Genomic DNA, 21,077 nt, shown 5'->3' on the forward strand with positions numbered 1-21,077 from the left:
GGTGCAGCATGACGATGGAGTCCTTGCCACCGGAGAACAGAATCACCGGCCGCTCGAACTCACCCGCCACCTCACGGAAGATGTGCACCGCCTCGGACTCGAGCGCGTCCAGGTGCGAGAGCGTGAAGGTCACAGCAGCCCCCGCTCGGCCAGCACCGCGTACACCGCGTCCGCGGACTCCTGTGGGCTCTGCGACTGCGTCGGCAGCGTGAGCGCCGGGTCCGTGGGCGGCTCGTACGGGTCGTCGACGCCGGTGAGGCCGGTCAGCGCGCCCGCGGCCTGGCGGGCGTAGAGGCCCTTGACGTCGCGCTCGCTGCACACCTCGACGGGGGTCGCGACATGGACCTCGATGTACGGTGTCCCGCTCGCCTCGTGGCGCTTGCGGACGGCCTCGCGGCTGTCGGCGTACGGGGCGATGACCGGGACGACGGAGAGCACGCCGTTGCGGGCGAGCACCTCGGAGACGAGGCCGATGCGCTGCACATTGGTGTTGCGGTCCTCGCGGGAGAAGCCGAGGCCGGCCGAGAGGAAGCGGCGTACCTCGTCACCGTCGAGGACCTCCACGCGACGCCCTTCGGCTCTCAGGCGGTCGCTCAGGTGCTGGGCGATCGTCGTCTTGCCCGCACTCGGCAGTCCGGTGAGCCAGACGGTGGCTCCCTGAGCCCTTGCCGTGGTGGTCATGCGCAACAGTCCTCTTTCTTACCCGACGAGCGACGTCGTCGAAGGTTAGGTAAGAACTCTGAGAGGACCCGCTAAGGAAGCTGAGGTTTAGCTGAGTGACCGGTGATGCGCAAGAGGCCACGGTGGTTCGTCATGAACTGTTCATGATGCCCGCGAACACCGCCCCCGCGTCCCGCAGCCGCGCGTGCAGCGCCCGGAACACCTCGGCCGAGCGGGTGCCCGGCCAGTCCCGGGGGAGCAGGGCGGCGGGGAGGCCGGGGTCGACGTAGGGGAGGTGGCGCCAGGAGTCCAGGGCGAGGAGGTAGTCGCGGTAGGCCTCCTCGGGCGGGGTGTCCGCGCGCCGCTCCCAGCCGGTCAGCACCGGCGCGTGGCGGTCGAGGAACGCCTCGTGCTGCTTGGCGATCGCGGTGAGGTCCCACCAGCGGGCCACGGCGTCGGCGGTCGCCGCGAAGCCGAGGTGCTCACCGCGGAAGAAGTCCACGTACGGGTCGAGTTGCAGCCGTCCGAGGATGTGCCGGGTCTCCTCGTAGAGACGGGCGGGCGCGATCCACACGCCCGGGGCGGCGGTGCCGAAGCCGAGGCCGGACAGCCGGGAGCGCAGGACGTGCCGCTTCTGGCGTTCGGACTCGGGGACGGAGAACACCGCGAGCACCCAGCCCTCGTCGTCCGAGGGGCCGGCCGCATAGACGCGCCGGTCGCCGTCGTCGAGCAACTGCCGTGCCTCGGGCGAGAGTTCGTAGCCGGCGGTGCCCTGGGCGGTGCGGGCGGGCACCAGGAGCCCGCGCCGTTTGAGCCGGGACACCGACGAGCGCACCGAAGGCGCGTCGACGCCGGCGGCGGCCAGGAGCCGGATCAGTTCCGCGACCGGAACCGGGCCGGGCACGAAGCGGCCGTACGCGCCGTAGAGCGTGACGATGAGAGACCGTGGAGCATGCTGGTCGGACACGTTGATCATCTTAGGTCGTCAGCATCACTGCTGGTCACCTGGGGTACGCAAGCTGAACCCGCACGGTTCGAAGATCACCGTGGGCAGCGCGTCCGGGAAGACGATCACGCGGGACCGGTCAGGTGGGAAGGGTCAGGCGGCGACGGCGAGTTGGTCGGCCGGTACCCGGTGCGGGGCGACGATCCGGCCGTCGGGGAGCAGCAGGCCGCTGTCGTCGAAGACGATCGCGCCGTCGCACAGCAGCGTCCAGCCCTGCTCGGGGTGGGCGGAGACGACGTGCGCGGTGTCGGTGTCGGTCACGGGGCACGAGGACTGGTGGGAACACATGGCGTACCTCCACGTCGGATGCGATCCGTTCCGGCGGCTCCTTCGCCGCCCGCATCGCATATACAGACCATCCCCCCGTCGCGAACTCATCGGAACAGCCCGCTGTGAAGCGTGACAACACGCGGACAACACTCGGACGGTTCCACGACGCTCGGTGCGGACTCGCCACCGAAGGAGTGACGATCACGGGAGTCGGGCCGCTCGACCGGTACGAGTGGAGGCCTCTGCTTCGGATACTTCAGGAGGTATTCCCATGTCCCTGCGTTCCGCCCTCGGTTCGGCGGCCGGTGCCGCGCTGCTGCTGGCCGCCGCCGCCCCCGCCGCGACCGCGTCCGCCGGCCCCTACGAGACGGTGACGGTCGACCCGACGGGCAGCATCGCCCCGGACGGCACCGTCACGCTCTCCGGCACCTACCGCTGTCTCGGCAACTCGGGCCCGGCCTTCGTCAGTTCCTCGGTCTCCCAGGGCGACTCCGCGGTCCGGCACGGGATCGGCGGCACCCGGGCGGTCTGCGACGGCATGGAGCACAGCTGGGAGAACTCGGGCAAGCCCTCGTCCGACCCGCTGAACCCCGGCCCGGCCCACGTCGAGGCCACGGTGATGGAACTGGCCCCCCAGGGCGGCCTGCCGCTGCCCCGCTTCCACGCGGTGCAGCAGCAGGACATCACCCTCACCGAGAGCTGAGCCCGCGAGGGCGGAGCTGCATGCCTCCGGCCCGCCACCCTCAACGGGGGCGGGCCGGACGGGAGTTCAGCCGGTCAGTGCTGGGTGTTGCTCGCCCAGATCGCCGTCGAACCGGAGTAGATCACCATGTTGCCGTCGCCCTGGAGCCTGAGGTAGGCGCCGTTGTGGCCGGCGGTCTGGCTGGCCCAGACGGGCTGGTTGGAGGAGGTGTAGACGACGAGGTTGCCGTCCGCCTGGAAGACCGCGTGGTAGTTCGAGCCGAAGGTCATGGTGGCCCAACGGGGCTTGTTGTTCTCGTCGTACAGCACGAAGTTGCCGTCGGTCTGCATGCGCAGCTGCGCCTTCTTGGCGTTGATCGACTGGCCCGCGCTCAGCACCCGGGTGGCGGTGACGAGGACGTCCGACGGATAGCTCGACTTCGTGGTGGTGCCCGACTTCGTACCGGACTTGGTCGTGGTGGACTTCTTCGTCGGCTTCGCCGCCGCGGTCGGCTTTTTCGTCTTCACGGTCGTCGGCTTGCTCACCGGCTGCGCGACGGTCGTCTTCCCCGGCGAGGTCTTGTGCGGGGTGGCGGTCTTCGGGGTCGCGTGCCGCGCGGGAGCGGACGGGCTGGACGAGGCGAACGCCCCGGCGCCCTGTGTCGCGCCGTCGCCGAGGATCGTGCCCGCCTGGTCGGCGACGACCCGGTCGTGGTTCTCCGGCGTCCTGTCCCGGCTCATCAGCAGCCCCGGTACGGCGATCAGCAGCGCGCCGAGCACCGCCGCACCGGCCAGCAGCGGGCGGCCCGGGCGGCCGACGGACGCTGCCGCCGTGTCGCCGGGGGTGGGGCCGTCCCCCTCGGGGACGCTCGCGGCCACCGCCATCGAGGGCGCCTCGGGCTCGGCGGCCTCCTTCCGCGCCGGTCCGGCGGAGGCGGCCTCCGGGCCGGCCGGCCCGTCGGGTTCCGCCGTCCCACGGCCGGCGGCGAGCGCCTCGGTCTCGGCGGCCGGGGTCGCGGGACCGCTCAGCTCCGCCGCGACGGATTCCGCGGAGACGGTCCCGGCCGAACCGGCGGCCCCTGCGCGGGACTTGGGTGTCGCACTCGCTGTGCTCGCCGCCGCGGATTCCTCGGTGGCCGAGGTCGACGCGGTGGCGGTCTCCCCGGCCGGGGTGGCCGCTGCCGAGGTCTCTGCCGCTGTCTTCCTCGCGGTCGGTCCGGTTCGGTCTGTCATCCGCCCTGTCCGCCCCAATCGCCCAGCAGTTCGTCGTACGTCTGTATGGACAATCCTTTCACGCGCATACACGCACGTGCGCCAACGGCGGTTCCTTTCCCGGGAGTTAACAATCGTCACGCACAAGCTGCGGTGCTGGTACGGCTGTTGCGGGACGGCACATAATTTGCCGTACGGCATGATGGGGTTGGCCGCAACCGACAGGTGCCGACACGAGGAGGTCAGCTGAGTGCGCCAGGTACTGACGGTCTGTCCGGAGGGCACCGGGGACGCCCGGACGATCGGAGAGGCCCTGGCCAGGGCGCGCGGAGGCGCGGTGCTGAGTGTGCGCCCGGGGACGTACGAGGAGAATCTCGTCGTCACCACCCGGGTGACCATCGTCGCCGAACAGGCGCGCGGCACCGTCCGGTTGGCACCGCGCAAGGGCATCGTGATCTCGCTGCGCGTGGACGCGGTGATGCTGACCGACCTGGTGGTCCAGGGCCATGACGAGGAACAGCCCGCCGTCGACGCCTCGCACGGGCAGGTCGCGATGCAGGGCTGCGATCTCTCCGGCGCCTCGTGGACGACCGTACTGGCCCGCAACTCCGGCTCGTTGGCGATGCGCGAGTGCCGGGTCTCCAACCGCACCGGCGCCGGGGTCGTCGTCACCTCGCCGACCGAGAGCTCGCTGGAGTCCTGCACCTTCGAACACCTCGGCACCAGCGGTGTGGTGATCGGCGAGCGCGGTCGGGCCACCCTGCGCGGCTGCACGATCCGGGACGCGCGCGGCAACGGCGTGCTCGCCAACGGCGACGCGCAGGGTTCCGTAGAGGACTGTGATCTCGCCTCAACCGACAAGCCGTCGCTGGCACTTGAGGAGCGCAGCGCGATCCGGGTGCTGCGGACCGTGGTCCGCGACACCTCCATCGGTGTGCATGTGACCAGCTCCGCCCGCTGCGAGCTGGAGGAGGTGCGGGTCACCGGCTCCAGCGGGCCCGGCATCATCGTCTCGCACGGCAGCGACCCGGTGCTGCGCCGCTGCCGCACCGCCCGCACCACGGGCAACGGCCTGCTGGTGACGGACCGTTCGCGCGGCACGTACGAGGACTGCTGGCTGACCGGCGCCCAGACGGCGGCGCTGCGGGTGGCCGGTGCCTCCTCGCCCACACTGACCTCGCTGACCGTCCGGGACGGCGAATCGGACGGCGTCCTCCTCGAAGAGGACGCGGCGGCCGAGCTGGAGCGCGTGGAGATCATCGACGTCAAGGGCGCCGGTGTGGTGATCCGCGGCAACGCCAACCCGCTGGTGCGGCGCGCCCGGATCACCGGTGCGGGCGGCTCCGGAGTCTCCGTGCGCGACGGCGGGCGCGGCCGAGTCGAGGACTGCACGGTCGAGGCGCCGGGCGGCGCGGGCGCGGAGGTCGCGGCGGGCGGCAACGTCTATCTCGCCGGATTCCGGGTCAACAACCCCGGCGGCGCCGGTCTGGAGATCGGCGGCGAGGGCACGGCCGCGCTCCGTGACGGCGAGCTGGTCTCGGCCGGCGGCTGCGGTGTACTCGTGGACACCGGCGGCGAGTTGACGGCGAACCGGGTGCGGACCGCCGCCTCCGCCGAGCACGGCTTCCTGGTCCGCGACGGCGGCCGGGCCTCCCTGAACGGCTGCGAGGCGGCCGGCAACGACCGCGACGGCATCCGCGTCGAGTCGGAGGCACCCGTCTCGGTCGTGGGCTGCACGGTCCGCGACAACAAGGGCGGCGGCCTAGTCCAGGCCAAGGCCGGCGGCCGGCTGGCCGTGGAGAACCTCACCAGCACCGGCAACGAGTCCCGCGACGCCTGGGGCTTCGGCGAGGCCGAGGGCACCGACCCGGCGGGCACCGTACCGGAGTCGGAGGGCCCCGGACGCCCCGACGGACCCATGGCCGCGCTGGAGGGCCTGATCGGCCTCGACAACGTCAAGGAACAGGTCCGCACCCTCGTCAACCTCACCCAGCTCGCCCGGCGCCGCGCCCAACTCGGCATGTCCGCACCGCCGATGAGCCGCCACCTGGTCTTCGCCGGCCCGCCCGGCACCGGCAAGACCACCGTGGCCCGCCTCTACGGCACGATCCTCGCCGAGCTGGGCGCCCTGCGCTCCGGGCACCTCGTCGAGGTCTCCCGCGCCGATCTGGTCGCCCAGGTCATCGGCGGTACGGCCATCAAGACCACCGAGGCCTTCGAACGGGCCCTGGGCGGCGTCCTGTTCGTCGACGAGGCGTACACCCTCACCTCCGACTCCCGTGGTTCCGGGGCCGACTTCGGGCGCGAGGCCGTAGACACGCTGCTGAAGCTGATGGAGGACCACCGCGAGGACGTGGTCGTCGTCGCGGCGGGCTACTCCGACGAGATGCGCAGCTTCCTCGGCTCCAACCCCGGTCTGGCGTCCCGCTTCTCACGGACCGTCGAGTTCGAGAACTACTCGGTGCCCGAGCTGGTGGAGATCATGGAGAGCATGTGCGTACGCCACCAGTACGCGCTCGCCGACGAGACCCGGCACGCGCTCGCGGTGCACTTCGAGCGAATACCGAAGGACGCAGGATTCGGCAACGGCCGTGCCGCACGGCAGGTGTTCGAGGAGATGGTGGACCGCCAGGCCGTACGGCTGTCCGCGCTCACCGACGTCACCGAGCAGGACCTCTCGCTGCTGCTGCCGCAGGACATCAGCGAGGAGGCGGCCCGCACCGCCGCCGACGGCCCGAACGCCGTCGACCCCGGCGACGACGCGCTCAGCAGGCTGGACGCGCTGGTCGGACTCCACGCCGTGAAGCGGGACGTCACCGACCTCGTCAACCTGGTCTCCACCGCCAAGCAGCGCGAGGCCGCCGGACTCCCGGTGCCCCGCCTCAGCCACCACCTCGTCTTCACCGGCCCGCCCGGCACCGGCAAGACCACGGTCGCCCGGCTCTACGGCGAACTCCTCGCGTCCCTGGGCGTGTTGCCGCGCGGCCAGCTCGTCGAGGTGTCCCGCGCCGATCTCGTCGGCCGATACGTGGGCCACACCGCACAGTTGACCCGCGAGGTCTTCGAACGGGCCCTGGGCGGTGTGCTGTTCGTCGACGAGGCCTACACGCTCACCCCGCGCGAGGCGTCCGGTTCGGACTTCGGCAGGGAAGCCGTCGACACCCTGCTGAAGCTGATGGAGGACCACCGGGACAAGGTGGTCGTCATCGTCGCGGGCTACACCCAGGAGATGGAGACGTTCCTCGCCTCCAACCCGGGCCTGTCCTCCCGGTTCTCGCGCCGGGTGGAGTTCGCCGACTACTCCTCCGACGAGCTGGTCACCATCGTCCGCGAGCACGCCGTACAGCTCGGGTACGAGTGCGCGGCCGGACTTGGACCGGTCCTGCGGCAGCACTTCGACGCGCTGCCCCGCGACCGGTCCTTCGGCAACGCGCGCACCGCCCGCCAGATCCTGGAGCGGATGATGACCCGACAGGCGGGCCGGCTCAGCAGACTGGCCGTCCCCAGCCTCGACGACCTGCGGCTGCTCCTCCCGGAGGACCTCGCGGACCCGGCGGCCACGTCTCCCTCCTCCAGCGGGGCGGCCCGGACGTGACGACGGCACACGGCAAGGTCTCCGCCGCCGCTCTGGCGCTGCTGCTGACCGCTTCCGCGAGCGCGCTCGGCGCCGGGTCGGCCGCGGCGGCCGGGAACACGGTCCAACTCCCTGTCCTCTCCACGCGGTTGGACGCCGACGCGGCGTGTGCGGCGGGCTCGTCGGTCCGCGCCACCGACCTGCCGTGGGAACAGGTCTCGCTGCAACTCACCCGGACCTGGCCGTTCGCCTCGGGCGCCGGGGTGACCGTCGGCGTGGTCGACACCGGGGTCTCGTCCTCCGCACCCACGCTCAAGGGCCGGGTCACGGCGGTCGGCGACGCCGGTACCGACTGCGTGGGACACGGCACCTTCGTGGCGGGGCTGATCGGCGCGGCCGTAGCGGACGGTGTGCGGTTCGCGGGGGTGGCGCAGCAGGCGCGCATCCTCGCGGTGCGCGGCAGCGACGCGCGCGGCGCGGTCACCGCGGAGCGGGTCGCGGACGGCATCCGGGCCGCCGTGGACGGCGGGGCGAAGGTGGTGACGGTGTCGGCGGCGCTCGCGGCCAACACCCCCGCGCTGCGCTCGGCTGTCGCACTGGCCGCGAAGAAGGACGTCCTGGTCATCGCCGCCGCCGTACCGGACGCCCCGACGACGGCGACCTCGGCGACGGACAGCCCGCCCGCCCGCGACTACTACCCGGCCGCCGACGACGGAGTGCTCTCCGTCCTCGACGTCGACGTGGACGGCAAGCGGCCGACCGGCGCGTACACGACCGACAGCGCAGCCATCGCCGCCCCTGGCGACGGGGTGGTCGGCATCGGCCCTGCGAAGAACGGCCACTACATCGGCTCCGGGGCGTCGTTGGCCGCCGGGTTCGTGGCCGGGGCGGCGGCGCTGGTGCGCTCCGTCCACCCGGACCTGACGGCCGCCCAGACCGCGAGCCTGCTGCGCAGCTCCGCGTACCCGGCCGACGTACCCCGCCTCGACCCGTACGCGGCGGTCACGTCGGTCCTGACGGGCGCTTCGGCACCGGCCGCCGCCCCCGCCTCCCCGGTACGGTTGCCGGCCGACAAGGCGGCCGGACCGCTCCGCCGCGCCCTGTGGCCCGCGTCGGCGGGACTCGCGGTGATCATCGCGGTGGTGTGGCTGGGGTTGATCCTGCCTCGGGGGCGGCGCTTGGGGTGGAAGCCGTCTGTCCGGACGGAGGGTGCAGAGAACACGGTTGCCGTGGAACCGGCGGAACCGGCGGTCCCGGCGGGCGCGGGCACGCCACTGGAAGGCTGAGTTCTTCGGCGGTGCCGGGCCGGTCAGTGGGCATCTGCGGGCCGGTGGGGGCTGGTCGCGCAGTTCCCCGCGCCCCTGGGGGGTGGGGCTCGGGCAGTTTTGAGGCGTGGGGAGGCCGAGCACCCGGCCCGATGTACACGCGCATGCCCAACGCCCCGCGCCGACTCAGCCGTAGACCCTGCGGCCCACGGGCACCCGTGCCGACTCGGATCCGTACGGCGGCCCCCCGAAACACCAACCGCCCCAACCCACTACGGCCCCCGGGACGAGTCGTCCCGCCCCAGGAGCCGTAGCACGGCGGCCAGTTGTCTACGCTTCCGCCGCCGCCCCCGCAGCAAGTGCCGTCTGGATCAGCGACGGCTTGCGGCGGACGATGTGGAGGGCTCGGCCCGGGGGGAGGACCCGGGGCTTGACGTTGCCGAAGACGTAGCCCTCGGACGGGGAGCAGGACATCAGGATGCCCGGGGTGTTGACCTCGTCCATGCGGCGCAGGAGCTGGTCGTTGAGGCCGCGGCCCGCGCCGGTCGCCGAGCGGGCGACCACCACGTGCAGGCCCAACTCGTGGCCCAGGGCGAGGTGTTCGAAGAGCGGGGCGAAGGGGTGGTCCATGACCGTGCCGCCGCCGATCATGTCGTAGTCGTCGACGAGGACGAACAGGCGGGGGCCCGTCCACCAGTCGGCCTGCCGCATGCGGGCCGGGGTGATCTCCTGGCCCGGGACGCGGGTGCGGAGGGCCTTCGCGGAGCCGCCGACGAGTTGTTTGAGGGCTTCCAGGGCCACCGCGTGGCCGAGGCGGTACTCCTCGGGGACGGCGTCGACCAGGCCGCGGCGGTAGTCGACGACCAGGATGCGGGCCTCGGCCGGGGTGTAGCGGGCGACGACGGAGTCCGCGACCAGCCGGAGCAGGTTGGTCTTGCCGCTCTCCGTGTCGCCGACGGCGACCAGGTGGGGGGTGCGGGAGAAGTCGTGCCAGACGGTGCCGAGGGTCTCCTCGTCCTGGCCGAGCGCCAGCTTGAGGCTCTGGCCGTCGCCGAGTTCGGGCTCGGCGAGTTCGGCCGCGGGCAGCCGGTGCGGGAGCATCCGGACCTGCGGGGCGCGCGGTCCGTGCCAGGCGCTCGCGATCCGGTCCACCAGGTCCGCGACGCCCTCGCTGAGCGTCTCCGGGTCGGTGGAACCGTCCCCGCGGGGCAGCGCGGACAGGAAGTGGAGTTTCGTCTCGACGGTCAGACCCCGGCCGGGGATCTGCGGCACCGCGCTCGCCTTGCGGATGTCCACGACGGAGTCCATCGTGTCGCCGAGCCGCAGCTCCAGCCGGGTCGCGGACTGGTCGCGGACCGGGGCGGTGAGCTCCAGCCAGCGGGCGGTCGCGACGATCAGGTGGATGCCGTAGTTGAGACCGCTGGTGGCGATCTGGTTGAACGTGGGGATGTACTGGTCGAAGTTCTGCCGGACCGCCGACCAGCCGTCGATCACCAGGAAGATGTCGCCGTGCGGTTCGTCGGGGAACTCCCCGGCCGCGCGGCGGCGCCGGTAGGTCGCCATCGAGTCGATGCCGTTGTCCAGGAAGAACTGCTCGCGCTGGGTGAGGACGGCGGTGACCTCGGCGACCGTACGGCTGATGCGCTCGGTGTCGAGGCGGGCCGCGACCCCGCCGACGTGCGGCAGACCGGTGAGCTGGGAGAGCGTGCCGCCGCCGAAGTCCAGGCAGTAGAACTGGACTTCGCGCGGGGTGTGGGTGAGCGCGAGCGCCATGATGAGGCTGCGCAGCACCGTCGACTTGCCGCTCTGCGATCCGCCTGCGACGGCGACATGGCCGCCCGCCCCGGCGAGGTCCACGACGAGCGGGTCACGGCGCTGGTCGAACGGCTTGTCGACCAGGCCGACCGGGACGCGGAGTTTCCCGGCGCCGTTCCAGCGGTGTGCGGTCAGTCCGCGGTCCGGGTCCTCGGCGAGACCGCCGAGCAGGGTGTCGAGCGGGGAGGCGGTGTCCAGCGGCGGCAGCCACACGCGGTGCGCGGGCGGCCCGGAGTCGCGCAGCCGGTCCAGGGCCACCGCGAGCAGGCTCTCGGTGCTCTCCTCCGCCTCGGGCTCCGGTGCCGCGATCGCGGCCGGTGCCGGAGCGCGCGGCACGATGTACCCGGTCGACCAGGGCACCACCTGCGTGGCGACCCGGGCCTGCGCGACGGCACCACCGCGCCTGCGGTACGGACCGGAGACGTAGGCGGCACGGAACCGGGTCAGGGCCTCGATGCCGCTCTTGAGATAGCCGCTGCCGGGCTGCGAGGGGAGTTCGTACGCGTCGGGGACACCGAGGACACCCCGGGACTCCATCGCGGAGAAGGTGCGCAGACCGATCCGGTACGACAGGTGCGACTCCAGCTGGTGCATACGGCCCTCGTCCAGGCGCTGCGAGGCCAGCAGCAGATGCACGCCCAGCGACCGGCCGAGGCGGCCGATCATCACGAACAGCTCCATGAACTCCCGGTGCGAGGCGAGGAGTTCGCTGAACTCGTCGACGACGACGAACAGGCTGGGCAGCGGGGCGAGATCGGCGCCGCCGGCCCGCGCCTTCTCGTACTCAAGGGCCGAGGTGTAGTTGCCCGCCGACCTCAACAGCTCCTGGCGGCGGATGAGTTCGCCGTGCAGGGCGTCCTGCATGCGCTCCACCAGTGCGGCCTCGTCGGCGAGGTTGGTGATGACGGCGGAGGTGTGCGGGAGCTCGTCGAGGCCGAGGAAGGTCGCGCCGCCCTTGAAGTCCACCAGGACGAAGTTGAGTGTTTCGGAGGAGTTCGTGAGCGCGAGACCGAGGACCAGGGTGCGCAGCAGCTCCGACTTGCCGGAACCGGTCGCGCCGATCAGCATGCCGTGCGGGCCCATGCCGCCCTGCGCGGACTCCTTGATGTCCAGCTCCACCGGCCGCCCGTCCGCGCCGACCGCGACCGGGACGCGCAGCCGGGCGGAGCCGGTGTGCCGTCGCCAGATCGTGTCGGGGTCCAGCCGGTGCAGGTCGGCGATGCCGAGCAGGGTCGTCAACTCGGTGTCGTTCGAGAGTGGTTCGACCGCGTCGGAGGAGAGACTCATCCGGTACGGCGCGATCAGCCGGGCCAGCGACTCGGCGGCCACCGGACCCACCCGGTCGGGGCGGCCCAGGACGGTGGTCTGCTCCTTGCGGCTGCGGTCGGTGCGCACCAGCGCGACGGCGTCCGGGGTCACGTCGAGGCGCAGCGTGGTGCGGCCGGGCCGCCAGGTGAGCGAGTCGGACAGGTCGAGGACGATCGCGTTGCGGTAGCCCGGCCCGTCGAAACGGTGGCCGGACGGGACGGCCGCGCCGTCCACCACGACCACCACCAGCGGCTCGTCACGGCCGGGCACCGCGTCCGGGTCGAACGCGGGCCGCTCGGAGAACTCGCTGCCGAGCTGGTCCTCCAGGTCGGCGAAGGCCGAGGCCACCATGCGCAACGGGCCCGCGCCGTCCGTCTCCTGGGGGTGGTGGTTGTGGGGCAGCCACTTCACCCACTCCCACTCCGCGCGCACCTCGTCGGCGGCGCAGACCGCGATCCACAGCTCCTCCGGCGGGTGGAACAGGGCCAGTTGGGCCAGCGCGGCGCGCACCATCCCGCGGCTCGCGTCGCGGTCGCCGCGGACCAACACCCTTGACCAGGACCGGAGATACAGCGCGATGGGCTGGCCGGGAACGGTGCTGTAGGCGCGGATGAAGCGGCGCAGCGCGTGCGCGCAGAGCGGTTCGAGGTCCTCAACGGGCTTGCTGGAGACGGGAGTCAGCCGCATGGCGAGCTGCTGGTCGCCGACCGCGATCCGCACCTCGCCGAAGTCGTCGTCCTTGACCCGGCGTTCCCACAGCCGCGTGGTGCGGACCATGGTGCGCAGCACCCGGGGCTCGGGATGCCGCCAGGCCAGCGCGAGCTGCTGCTCGACCACGGCCCGCTGCACGGTACGCCGGCTCTGCGCCAAGTAGCGCAGATAGTCCCGGCGTTCACCCCGCAGCCGCTGCTTGCGGTCGCCGGCCTTGCGCATCACCTGACCGACCATCATCGCGCCGGCGGCCATCACCATCATGCCGAGCGCGAGATACATGAAGATGCCGCTGGACTGACCGCCCGACCGCATGAACATCATCATCATCGAGACCGACATCATCGCCATCGGCAGATACGTCCACACCGCGGACGTGTCCGGGACGGTCTCCATGAGAGTCGGCGGCTCCTGGAGGACCAACTCGCCGGCGGGCATGTCGGGTCCGCGACGGCGGGCCGGACGACGGAACAGGACCACGCTCAACGCTTGGGGCTCCTAACGGACTTCGCGCACCGCGGCGGTACGTGGGGGGCGTGCACCGGATCGGACCTCGGCACTTCCACGGTGGAGGAATCTGTCAACACCGTTCGTGGGGGCTCCCGTTGACGCGCGTCGTAGGGAGTGTCAGTAGTGTGCACCCCGTCAACTCTGTACGTCCATGTCACCCCCCGCATCACCAGCGCTCCATTCCCCCACCCCGCCACCCAGCTCTCCCCCACCTCGCACGCCGCGCCGCGTGCCCCCGTTTCGATGTCCAGGAGACGTGAGCCCCGGTATGACCGACACTTCCGTGACCGGACTGTGCCATCTGACCGTGCGGGCCCCGGCCCGCACCATCGACCTCGCCGTGCCGTCCGACGTGCCGGTCGCCGACCTGCTGCCCACGGTGCTGCGGTACGCGGGGGAGGAGGCCGAGGAGACCGGTCTCGAGCACGACGGCTGGATACTCCAGCGCCTCGGCGGCCGGCCGCTCGACGAGGAGGCGACCCTCGCCTCCCTCGAACTGACCGACGGCGAGGCGCTCCATCTGCGGCCGCGCACCGAGGCGTTGCCGGAAGTCCGCCTCGACGACCTGGTCGACGGCATCGCCGCCGTCACCCGGGACCGGCTGCACGGCTGGAGCCCGGAGGCGGCGCGGCTGCTGCTGCGCGGCCTGGTCGCGGTGGCGGTACTGGCCGGACTGGTCCTGCTGGCCCTGCCGGGTACCCCGGCGTCGCTGCGCGCGGCCACCGCCGTGGCAACGGGCCTGCTGCTGCTGGCCGGGGCCGCGTCCGCGAGCCGGGCCGTGGACGACCCGGCGACCGGAGTGGTCCTCGGCCTGCTCGCCTCCCCTGCGCTGGCGCTCGCGGGCTGGCTGGTGCCGGGCGGTGAGCTGAGCGGTCCGCAGGCCCACCAGGTGCTGGGGGCACGGCTGTTGGGGGCGGCGGCGGCCTGGGCGGGCGGCGCGGTCCTGGCCCTCGCGGCCTCCGCGGCCCGTACACCCCTGTTCCTGGCGTCGGCGCTGGTGGCGTTCGCGACGGCGGTGGGCGGCGTGCTGATGACCGTGTTCGACGTACGCGTGGCGGCGGCGGCCGGGGTGATCGCCGCGCTGACGGTGCTGCTCGGGGGCCTGGTGCCCTCGCTGTCGTTCAAGTTCGCCGGGATGCGGATGCCCCCGCTGCCGACCAACCCGGATCAGTTGCAGGAGGGCATCGACCCCTACCGGGGCACCGACGTGACGGTCCGCACCGAGCTCGCCGGCGAGTGGATGACCGCGCTCTACGGCGCGACGGGCGTGCTCTCCTCGGCCTGCCTGGTCGCCCTGGCCCGCCGCCCGAGCCTGCCCGCGCTGCTGGTCGCGCTGGTCCTGTCGCTGCTGCTGCTCCTGCACGGCCGGGGCCTGGTCAACACGGCCCAGCGGCTGGTGCTCGTACTCCCGGGCGCGTGGGGCCTGTTGCTCCTCGCGTTCGGCTGGGGGCTGCGCCTGTCCGGCACCGAGCGGACCCTGCTGGTCGCCGGGCTCCTCGCGGTGGCGGCGGCGCTCACGGTCGCGGTGTGGACCGTGCCGGGCCGCCGCCTGGTCCCGTACTGGGGCCGCGCGGCGGAGATCCTGCACTCCCTGCTGGCGATCGCCCTGTTCCCGCTGACGCTGTGGCTGCTGGGCGTGTTCGGCACCCTCCGCGGCATTTTCGGCTGACCGCCCGCGAGGGCCGACCCGACCCGACCCGAACCTGAACGACCGAGCAGGAGGAAAGCGTGCGGTCGAAGCGCGACCAGGTGCAAGCGCACACGTTCATGATGGGCCGCCTGACCTCGGGCATGCTGCTGGCCGACCCGGACGCACCGGAGAGCCCGCTGGGCCGTACCAGCCGGGGCGCCCTGGTGGGGGTGATCGTCGGTGTGCTGTTCTGCGCCGGGGCGCTGGTGTTCGGGCTGCTCAAGCCGGGCGGCAACGACGCCTGGCGCAGCGGCGACACCCTGATCGTCAACAAGGACACCGGCGCCCGCTACCTGTACGCCGACGGCAGGCTGCGCCCGGTGCGCAACTACGCCTCGGCCGTGCTGATCGGCGGCTCCGACCTGAAGACCACCTCGGTCGGCTCGGCCTCGCTCGCGGGCACCCCGGTCGGCCGGCCGGTCGGCATCACCGGCGCCCCCGACTCCGTACCGTCGACAGGGGAGTTGGAGTCCTCGCCGTGGGAGGTCTGCTCCACGGGCACCGGCGCGGGGACCACCCTCGTGCCGGGCGCCCCGGTGGAGACGGCCGCCGTCGGCGCGAAGTCGGCGCTGGTGGTGAAGGGCCCGGACAAGCACACCTACCTGGTGTGGCAGGGCAGCCGGCTGGAGCTGGACGAGGACTCGGGCGCGGCGGAGTCCCTCGGCTACGCGCCCGTGACCCCCCGCCCGGTGTCGGCGGCCTTCCTGGACGCCCTGGTGACCGGCCCCGACCTGGCCACCCCGAAGGTCGACGGCCGCGGCACGGCGGGACCCGAACTCGGCGGCCGGGCCACCCGGATCGGCCAGGTCTTCCGCGTGGTCGCGGGCTCCGGAAACCAGGAGTATCTCCTCCAGAAGGACGGCCTGCATCCGGTGACCGACACCCAGTCCGCGCTGCTCCTCGGCGATCCGGACACCCGCAAGGAGGCCTACGACGGCGGGGCCCCGAACGTCGCCACGATCGACGTCTCCGACCTGCGGGCCCACCAGGCACCGGGAACGGCCGGGACGGACCCCTCCGTCGCCGGGCTGCCGGACAGTCCGCCCAGCGCGCTGGCGCTCGCGGCGGGGGAGTCGGTGTGCGCCCAGGTCGACCCGGCCGGCGGACAGGTGCGGGTGACCTCCGTACGGGTCGCCGAGACCGCGCTCTCCCCGGCGGCGCAGGCCGACCCGACGGCGCTGACCGCGGCCTGCGTGCCGGTGGACACGGTGGTGGCCAGGCCCGGACACGGCACGCTGGTCAGGGCGTTGGGCGCGGCCGGCGAGACGGTCGGCGACACCACGTTCCTGGTCGGCGACGACGGGGTGAAGTACCGCATCCCGGACTCCAACGCGCTCGCCGCCCTCGGCTACGACGGCGCGACCCCGGTACGGGTGCCGTCCACACTGCTGTCGATGCTGCCGACCGGGCCGGAGCTGAGCGCCCGGGCCGCCGCGTCGGATTCGGGCGGAGCCGCACAGTCACCGGGCGCGGCGGCTCAGTGCGGGACCGGCGGATCGGGCCCCGGCGGTGCCGGTTCGGATCCGGCCGAGATCGCCGGGCGCGTCCCGGCGGGCGGTGGGGCCGGAGCGCCGCAGTCGGGTGTGAGTTCCAACTCACTGTCCCCGGCGGCCAACTGACGAATTCTCGCCGATCGAGATCGTGTTCACGCCAAACCGGAACGGATCCAGAACCGGAATCCGCGGAGTCACGTGTTCCGGTCAAGTTGCCTAGCAGTAAAAGCATTTGACGGGAACCCGATGGCAACCTCAGATCTACCTCAGTTCGTTGCCGTCGCAACTTCCTTCAATCTAGGCTCAGTTGTACTCGTACTGTAGATCGACTGATGAAAGGTGGGACGATGGCTGGAGATGGCCAGCAGTCAAGCGAAGGCTCGACCCGGAACGGAATCCAGGCCCTGGAGAGCGCCTTCAGCGGCATCGTGAAGATCCGTCAGGACGTCGACAGCACCCGTTCCACCCTGGGCAGTGGCTACCAGGGCAGCGACGGCGGCCAGTACGGCCAGCTCCTCGCGCAGTGGGACGGCCAGTGCAACGTCATCCTCAAGAACCTCGAGGACGTCATCGACCGGCTGAACCAGAGCCTCGTGGAACACAACAAGACCCAGGGTTCCTCGAACGACTCCATCAACCAGGCGTACAGCGCGGCCCAGTCGGCCTTCGACCAGCTCGCCGGCTGACCTCGCGCCCACGTCCGACTCCCCCCATCGCGTAAGAGAGGCAAGCTGTGGCAGACAACCTGTCCGACGGTGTCATCTACGTCAGCTACAACCACATGTCGAACGCCGCGGACGACATGGTGGCGCAGACCAAGGCGATCGCCCAGACGCTGTCCAACCTCGAAGCCGAACTCGGCGAGCTGTCCAAGACCTGGTACGGCAACGACGCCGACACCTACCGCCAGAAGCAGGCGGCCTGGGACGGCGCGGTACAGAACATGGAGACGCTGCTGACCTCGCACTCGCAGCTCCTCAACGAGATCTCCAACAGCTACAAGTACAGCGAGAACTCCCTCAGCCAGATGTGGTCCGAGGTCACCATCGGCCGCTGAGCCGGCCGGCCCCCACCGCACCGGCCGGTCTCCTCGCGGTCGGTGCGGTCGTCCAGGCTCCTTCCCGTTCCGTCGCCGCGCCGTACGCCAGGGTCGGCGCGTTCCGCCCGCGGAGGCACCCATGGCAGATCTGACCCACCTCGACTCGACCGCGCTGAAGAACTTCAAGAACACCGACGTCGCCGACTTCATCACCGATCTGGTGAACATCCGCAAGGACAACGCGGGCGTCCGGTCCCTGAAGAACCTGATCGCCGAGACCGGCGCGGGCTCCGCCCAGGGACTCGCCAAGATCCTGCGCATCGGCCTGATGAACGGCGGCGACAGCTCGGACCCGGTCGGCGGGTCCACGCTCGTGGAGGCGCTCAAGACGCAGGCGACCGCGCTGGACAAGATCCTCACCGATCAGAAGACGCTCTTCGACGACATCGACGACGCGCTGGACGAGACGATCACCACTCTGCTGAAGACACAGGGCGACAGTCTCGACTCGATCGACGGCGAGAAGCTGCTGGACATCTTCGACACCGTCGACGGCGACATGAGCGGCAGCGACTCGAAGACCTCCTGAGGCCGGTGCGCGGCCCGCCGGCTCCTGCCGGGCACCGGGCCCCGCACCCGTGGAACCCCCCACCCAGTCCCCCTCCTCCTCCGCAGCGGAGTCCGCCCCATGGCCGAAAGCACCACGACCGGGACCGCCAACTACGACCCGGACGACTACTTCGCCCAGGCCGTCACCGACTTCACCGGCTACACGATCCCGGCCCGGTCCACGCTGTTCAACAAGCTGAGCAGCTCCGCCAACGACGACTTCGGCGACCTCAAGCTGTTCCGGATGGACATCCAGGGCATCAGCATGAGGTCGGTGACCGCGGCGGACTACTCGGCGATCGGCGGCTGGCAGGTCAACAAGGGCGAGGACTACGACCTGGCCTTCTACGACGCCGGCGGGGACGGCGCGCACGACAGCGTGAGCATGAAGAAGGCCCGGATCGTGATGATCGGCGTCACTGTCGACGGGAACGGCCGCGCCACGCTCTGGAGCGGCGGCGAGACCACCGGCGGCGGCGCGTTCGAGGGCTCGTACTCGCACGTCCAGTGGGACTCGGGGCCGATGGCCCAGTACATCTCGGGCAGCAAGCTGGTCCTCGACCACATCCTGGCGTCGCCGTACTCGACACAGGGATTCGAGTACAGCGGACTGTCGGTCATCGACGCCAACGCCGTCGACATGCTCTCCTTCGAGACCACCGGCCAGTCCTTCGACCGGGTGGTGCAGTTCTTCAAGGACCACTCGGACATCGTCGACAAGTGGATGACCTCGCTCGGCGAGGACCAGGCGGCCTGGAAGGGCAAGGCGGCCAGCCTCTTCTGGCATCTCCTCGACGAGCTGAAGACCAACTACAACGGCTACGTCTCCCAGTTGGGCGGCACCGACTACACGCCGACCAACACCACCCTCGGCGGTTACGTCCCGAAGTCGAAGCTGAGCGACGCGCTGGCCGCCGCGCAGACGGCGCTGAAGCAGGCGGTCACCGATCTGCAGACCGCGTGGAACGACTGGGCGTCGGACGGCCAGCACGACCCGCACTACCACGTGAAGAAGATCCTCGACGGGATCAGTCAGTGGGTCATCAACAACAACATCAACCACGTGCTGTCGTCGACGACGTCCACCTACAGCGAGTACGGAGGCGGCGACTACACCTCCTACTCCACCGACGCCAACTTCAAGCAGTCCGTCCCCGAGTACGGCGACCTCACCCAGCACACCACCTGGCAGAAGGTCGCCGACGCCGCCGTCAAGAGCTGGTCGGACCACGCGGACTCCAAGCTCAAGCAGCCGGCCATCGACGCGCTCAGCAATGTGAAGAACGCCTGGGCCGACGTGCAGGACGCCTTCGACCAAGAGGTCAAGAACAAGAACAACGAGACGCTCTCCGAGGTCCTCCAGAAGGAGGAGAACGAGATCGCCGAGGAGGAGGCGAAGGAGAACAACGACAAGCTCAACGACAACCTCAACAACCTTGGTAACAACCTCAACAACCTCGGCGACAACTTCAACAACCTCAACGACAACCTGAACGACAACCTCAACAACCTCGGGGACAACCTCAACAACCTCAACGACGGCCTGAACGACAACCTCAACAACCTCGGCGACGGCCTCAACAACCTCGGCACGAACCTCAACACCAACCTGAACGACAGCCTCAACAACATCGGTGACGGCCTGAATTCGAGCCTCAACAACCTGAACGACGATCTCGGCAACAGCCTGAACAACGTCGGCAGCGGGCTCGACGACCTCAACAACCTCAACAGCGACAGCCTGTTGAACAACGACGGTTCGGGCGGCAACAACCCGACCGACCTCGCCAACGCCGCGCTGAACACCCTCGGCCCCTCGCTCCTGAACAACGGCAGCGACACCACCAAGGACGGCTCGACCACGCTCAACTCCCCGACCGGGGGCACCACCCAGCTCAACGGCGACGGCAGCCTCACCACCACGTTCCCGGACGGCTCCACCCAGACCATCGACCCGTCGACCGGCCTGGTCACCACCACCAACCCGGACGGCACCACCTCGGTCTCCCAGCTCAACCCGGGCACCACCATCACCAACCCGGACGGCTCGACCACCACCCTGAACGACGACGGCACCCTCACCACGAAGTTCCCGGACGGCACCAGCCAGACCATCGACCCGACCACCGGTCAGGTCAGCACGCTCAACCCGGACGGCACCACCTCGCTGTCGCAGCTCAACCCGACCGCCGGCTCCTTCACCACCCCGGACGGCTCGCCGGCCCAGCTCAACGCCGACGGCTCGGTGACCACCCACTTCCCGGACGGCTCCACCGAGACCCTCAACCCGGACACCGGTCAGATCTCCGTCACCGACCCCTCCGGCAACGTCACCACCACGCACCTCAATCCGGGCGACTCCTTCGCCAACCCGGACGGCTCCACCACCACGCTCAACAACGACGGCACGCTCACCACGAAGTTCCCGGACGGCTCCGTCCAGACCCTCAACCCGGACACCGGCGCGCTCACCACCACCGACCCTTCGGGCCACACGACCACCACCGACATCGACGGCAGCGGCCTCCCCTCGTCCTCGATCGACACCAGCGGCCTCAACGGCAGCAACATCGACACGAGCGGCATCGACACGAGCGGCCTGAACAACGGCAGCAGCCTCGACACCAGCGGCCTGAACACCACCGGCCTCAACAGCGGCGGACTCGGCGGCGGCAGCCTCAACACGTCCGGCGGCGGCCTGGATTCGGGCCTCGACAGCGGCTACGACGACTACGACAGCACCCCCTACACCGGCGGCCCGCTCCGCTCCGACGCCCTCGACACCAGCACTCTCGCCGCCGCCTCCACCGGCGAGCAGAGCGCGTCGGGCGGCACCCCGCTCAACCCGATGGGGATGGGCGGCATGGGAGGCATGGGCGGCGGTATGGGAGGCGGTGGCGGCGGACAGGGCGGCAACACCGAGCGCACCCGGGCCGTCCTCACCGACCCGTCCAACGGCACCACCCGGCGCGGCCGGACCAACCGGGCGACCTCCGTGGACGAGGACGAGGACGTCGTGTACACCCGGCCCACCACGTCCAGCGCCCCCTACCCGGTGGGCGGCCCCGGCAGCAACGGCGCGGGCCAGAACGGCCGTTCCACCGAGAGCGGCGACCGGGCCCGGGACGCGTGGCTCACCGAGGACGAGGACGTCTGGGGCACGGACGAGGGCGGTTCGCCGGCGGTGATCGGCCGATGAACACGGGACGTTCTGTTCGGGACCGTGTGCGAGGT

Annotated in this window: 14 protein-coding genes and 1 pseudogene; 9 read left to right on the forward strand and 6 right to left on the reverse strand. The window is 71.2% G+C overall.

Annotated elements, in window-relative coordinates; translation table 11 throughout:
* From SSP08S_RS61415 to SSP08S_RS51065, 4 genes and pseudogenes are all read right to left on the reverse strand, one after another.
* Positions 1–124, reverse strand: a pseudogene (locus tag SSP08S_RS61415) (sulfate adenylyltransferase subunit CysD); the annotation flags it as partial.
* A gap of 5 nt (positions 125–129) precedes the next feature.
* Positions 130–681 (reverse strand): adenylyl-sulfate kinase, encoded by a 552-nt coding sequence (gene cysC, locus SSP08S_RS51055; protein WP_019075392.1) that lies wholly within the window; start codon positions 679–681, stop codon positions 130–132.
* Positions 682–811: 130 nt separating this feature from the next.
* Entirely contained in the window at positions 812–1,636 is an 825-nt protein-coding gene (locus tag SSP08S_RS51060; RefSeq protein ID WP_019075393.1) for a PaaX family transcriptional regulator, read from the reverse strand.
* A 123-nt stretch (positions 1,637–1,759) separates the two neighbouring features.
* Complete coding sequence (locus tag SSP08S_RS51065) at positions 1,760–1,954, reverse strand: DUF5999 family protein (RefSeq protein ID WP_019075394.1); 195 nt, start codon at positions 1,952–1,954, stop codon at positions 1,760–1,762.
* A 253-nt stretch (positions 1,955–2,207) separates the two neighbouring features.
* Here SSP08S_RS51065 and SSP08S_RS51070 point away from each other — a divergent pair, with 253 nt between their 5' ends.
* Positions 2,208–2,639, forward strand: coding sequence for a DUF6299 family protein (locus SSP08S_RS51070; RefSeq protein ID WP_019075395.1), 432 nt, complete (start codon positions 2,208–2,210; stop codon positions 2,637–2,639).
* A gap of 74 nt (positions 2,640–2,713) precedes the next feature.
* Here SSP08S_RS51070 and SSP08S_RS51075 read toward each other — a convergent pair whose 3' ends face one another.
* A complete protein-coding gene (locus SSP08S_RS51075) occupies positions 2,714–3,850 on the reverse strand; it encodes a hypothetical protein (RefSeq protein WP_019075396.1) in 1,137 nt (378 codons plus the stop codon).
* 229 nt (positions 3,851–4,079) lie between these two features.
* Between SSP08S_RS51075 and SSP08S_RS51080 the strand changes: the two genes are divergently transcribed.
* Together SSP08S_RS51080 and SSP08S_RS51085 are read left to right on the forward strand one after the other, a co-directional pair.
* Positions 4,080–7,424 carry a right-handed parallel beta-helix repeat-containing protein gene (locus SSP08S_RS51080; RefSeq protein WP_019075397.1) on the forward strand — a complete coding sequence of 1,115 codons (3,345 nt, stop codon included), beginning with the start codon at positions 4,080–4,082 and terminating at the stop codon, positions 7,422–7,424.
* Complete coding sequence (locus SSP08S_RS51085; protein WP_019075398.1) at positions 7,421–8,689, forward strand: S8 family serine peptidase; 1,269 nt, start codon at positions 7,421–7,423, stop codon at positions 8,687–8,689. Before SSP08S_RS51080 ends, SSP08S_RS51085 begins: the two co-directional genes overlap by 4 nt.
* A 309-nt stretch (positions 8,690–8,998) precedes the next feature.
* Here SSP08S_RS51085 and SSP08S_RS51090 read toward each other — a convergent pair whose 3' ends face one another.
* Positions 8,999–12,940 carry a type VII secretion protein EccC gene (locus SSP08S_RS51090; protein WP_019075399.1) on the reverse strand — a complete coding sequence of 1,314 codons (3,942 nt, stop codon included), beginning with the start codon at positions 12,938–12,940 and terminating at the stop codon, positions 8,999–9,001.
* 340 nt (positions 12,941–13,280) lie between these two features.
* Between SSP08S_RS51090 and eccD the strand changes: the two genes are divergently transcribed.
* From eccD to SSP08S_RS51120, 6 genes are all read left to right on the forward strand, one after another.
* Positions 13,281–14,681: a type VII secretion integral membrane protein EccD gene (eccD, locus tag SSP08S_RS51095; protein WP_019075400.1), complete on the forward strand. Its 1,401-nt coding sequence runs from the start codon at positions 13,281–13,283 to the stop codon at positions 14,679–14,681.
* 59 nt (positions 14,682–14,740) lie between these two features.
* Complete coding sequence (gene eccB, locus SSP08S_RS51100; RefSeq protein WP_019075401.1) at positions 14,741–16,321, forward strand: type VII secretion protein EccB; 1,581 nt, start codon at positions 14,741–14,743, stop codon at positions 16,319–16,321.
* A gap of 221 nt (positions 16,322–16,542) precedes the next feature.
* Positions 16,543–16,881, forward strand: a complete 339-nt coding sequence (locus SSP08S_RS51105; protein ID WP_019075402.1) for a hypothetical protein — start codon at positions 16,543–16,545, stop codon at positions 16,879–16,881.
* A gap of 47 nt (positions 16,882–16,928) precedes the next feature.
* The gene (locus tag SSP08S_RS51110) at positions 16,929–17,252 is read left to right on the forward strand and encodes a WXG100 family type VII secretion target (RefSeq protein ID WP_019075403.1); all 324 of its coding nucleotides are present in this window, start codon (positions 16,929–16,931) and stop codon (positions 17,250–17,252) included.
* A 121-nt stretch (positions 17,253–17,373) separates the two neighbouring features.
* Positions 17,374–17,823, forward strand: coding sequence for a type VII secretion system-associated protein (locus SSP08S_RS51115; protein ID WP_019075404.1), 450 nt, complete (start codon positions 17,374–17,376; stop codon positions 17,821–17,823).
* Positions 17,824–17,922: 99 nt separating this feature from the next.
* On the forward strand, positions 17,923–21,042 hold the full coding sequence (locus SSP08S_RS51120) for an AAWKG family protein (protein WP_026179540.1): 3,120 nt from the start codon (positions 17,923–17,925) through the stop codon (positions 21,040–21,042).
* Positions 21,043–21,077: the final 35 nt, after the last annotated feature.

The organism is Streptomyces hokutonensis (assembly GCF_000376565.1).
Taxonomy (GTDB): domain Bacteria; phylum Actinomycetota; class Actinomycetes; order Streptomycetales; family Streptomycetaceae; genus Streptomyces; species Streptomyces hokutonensis.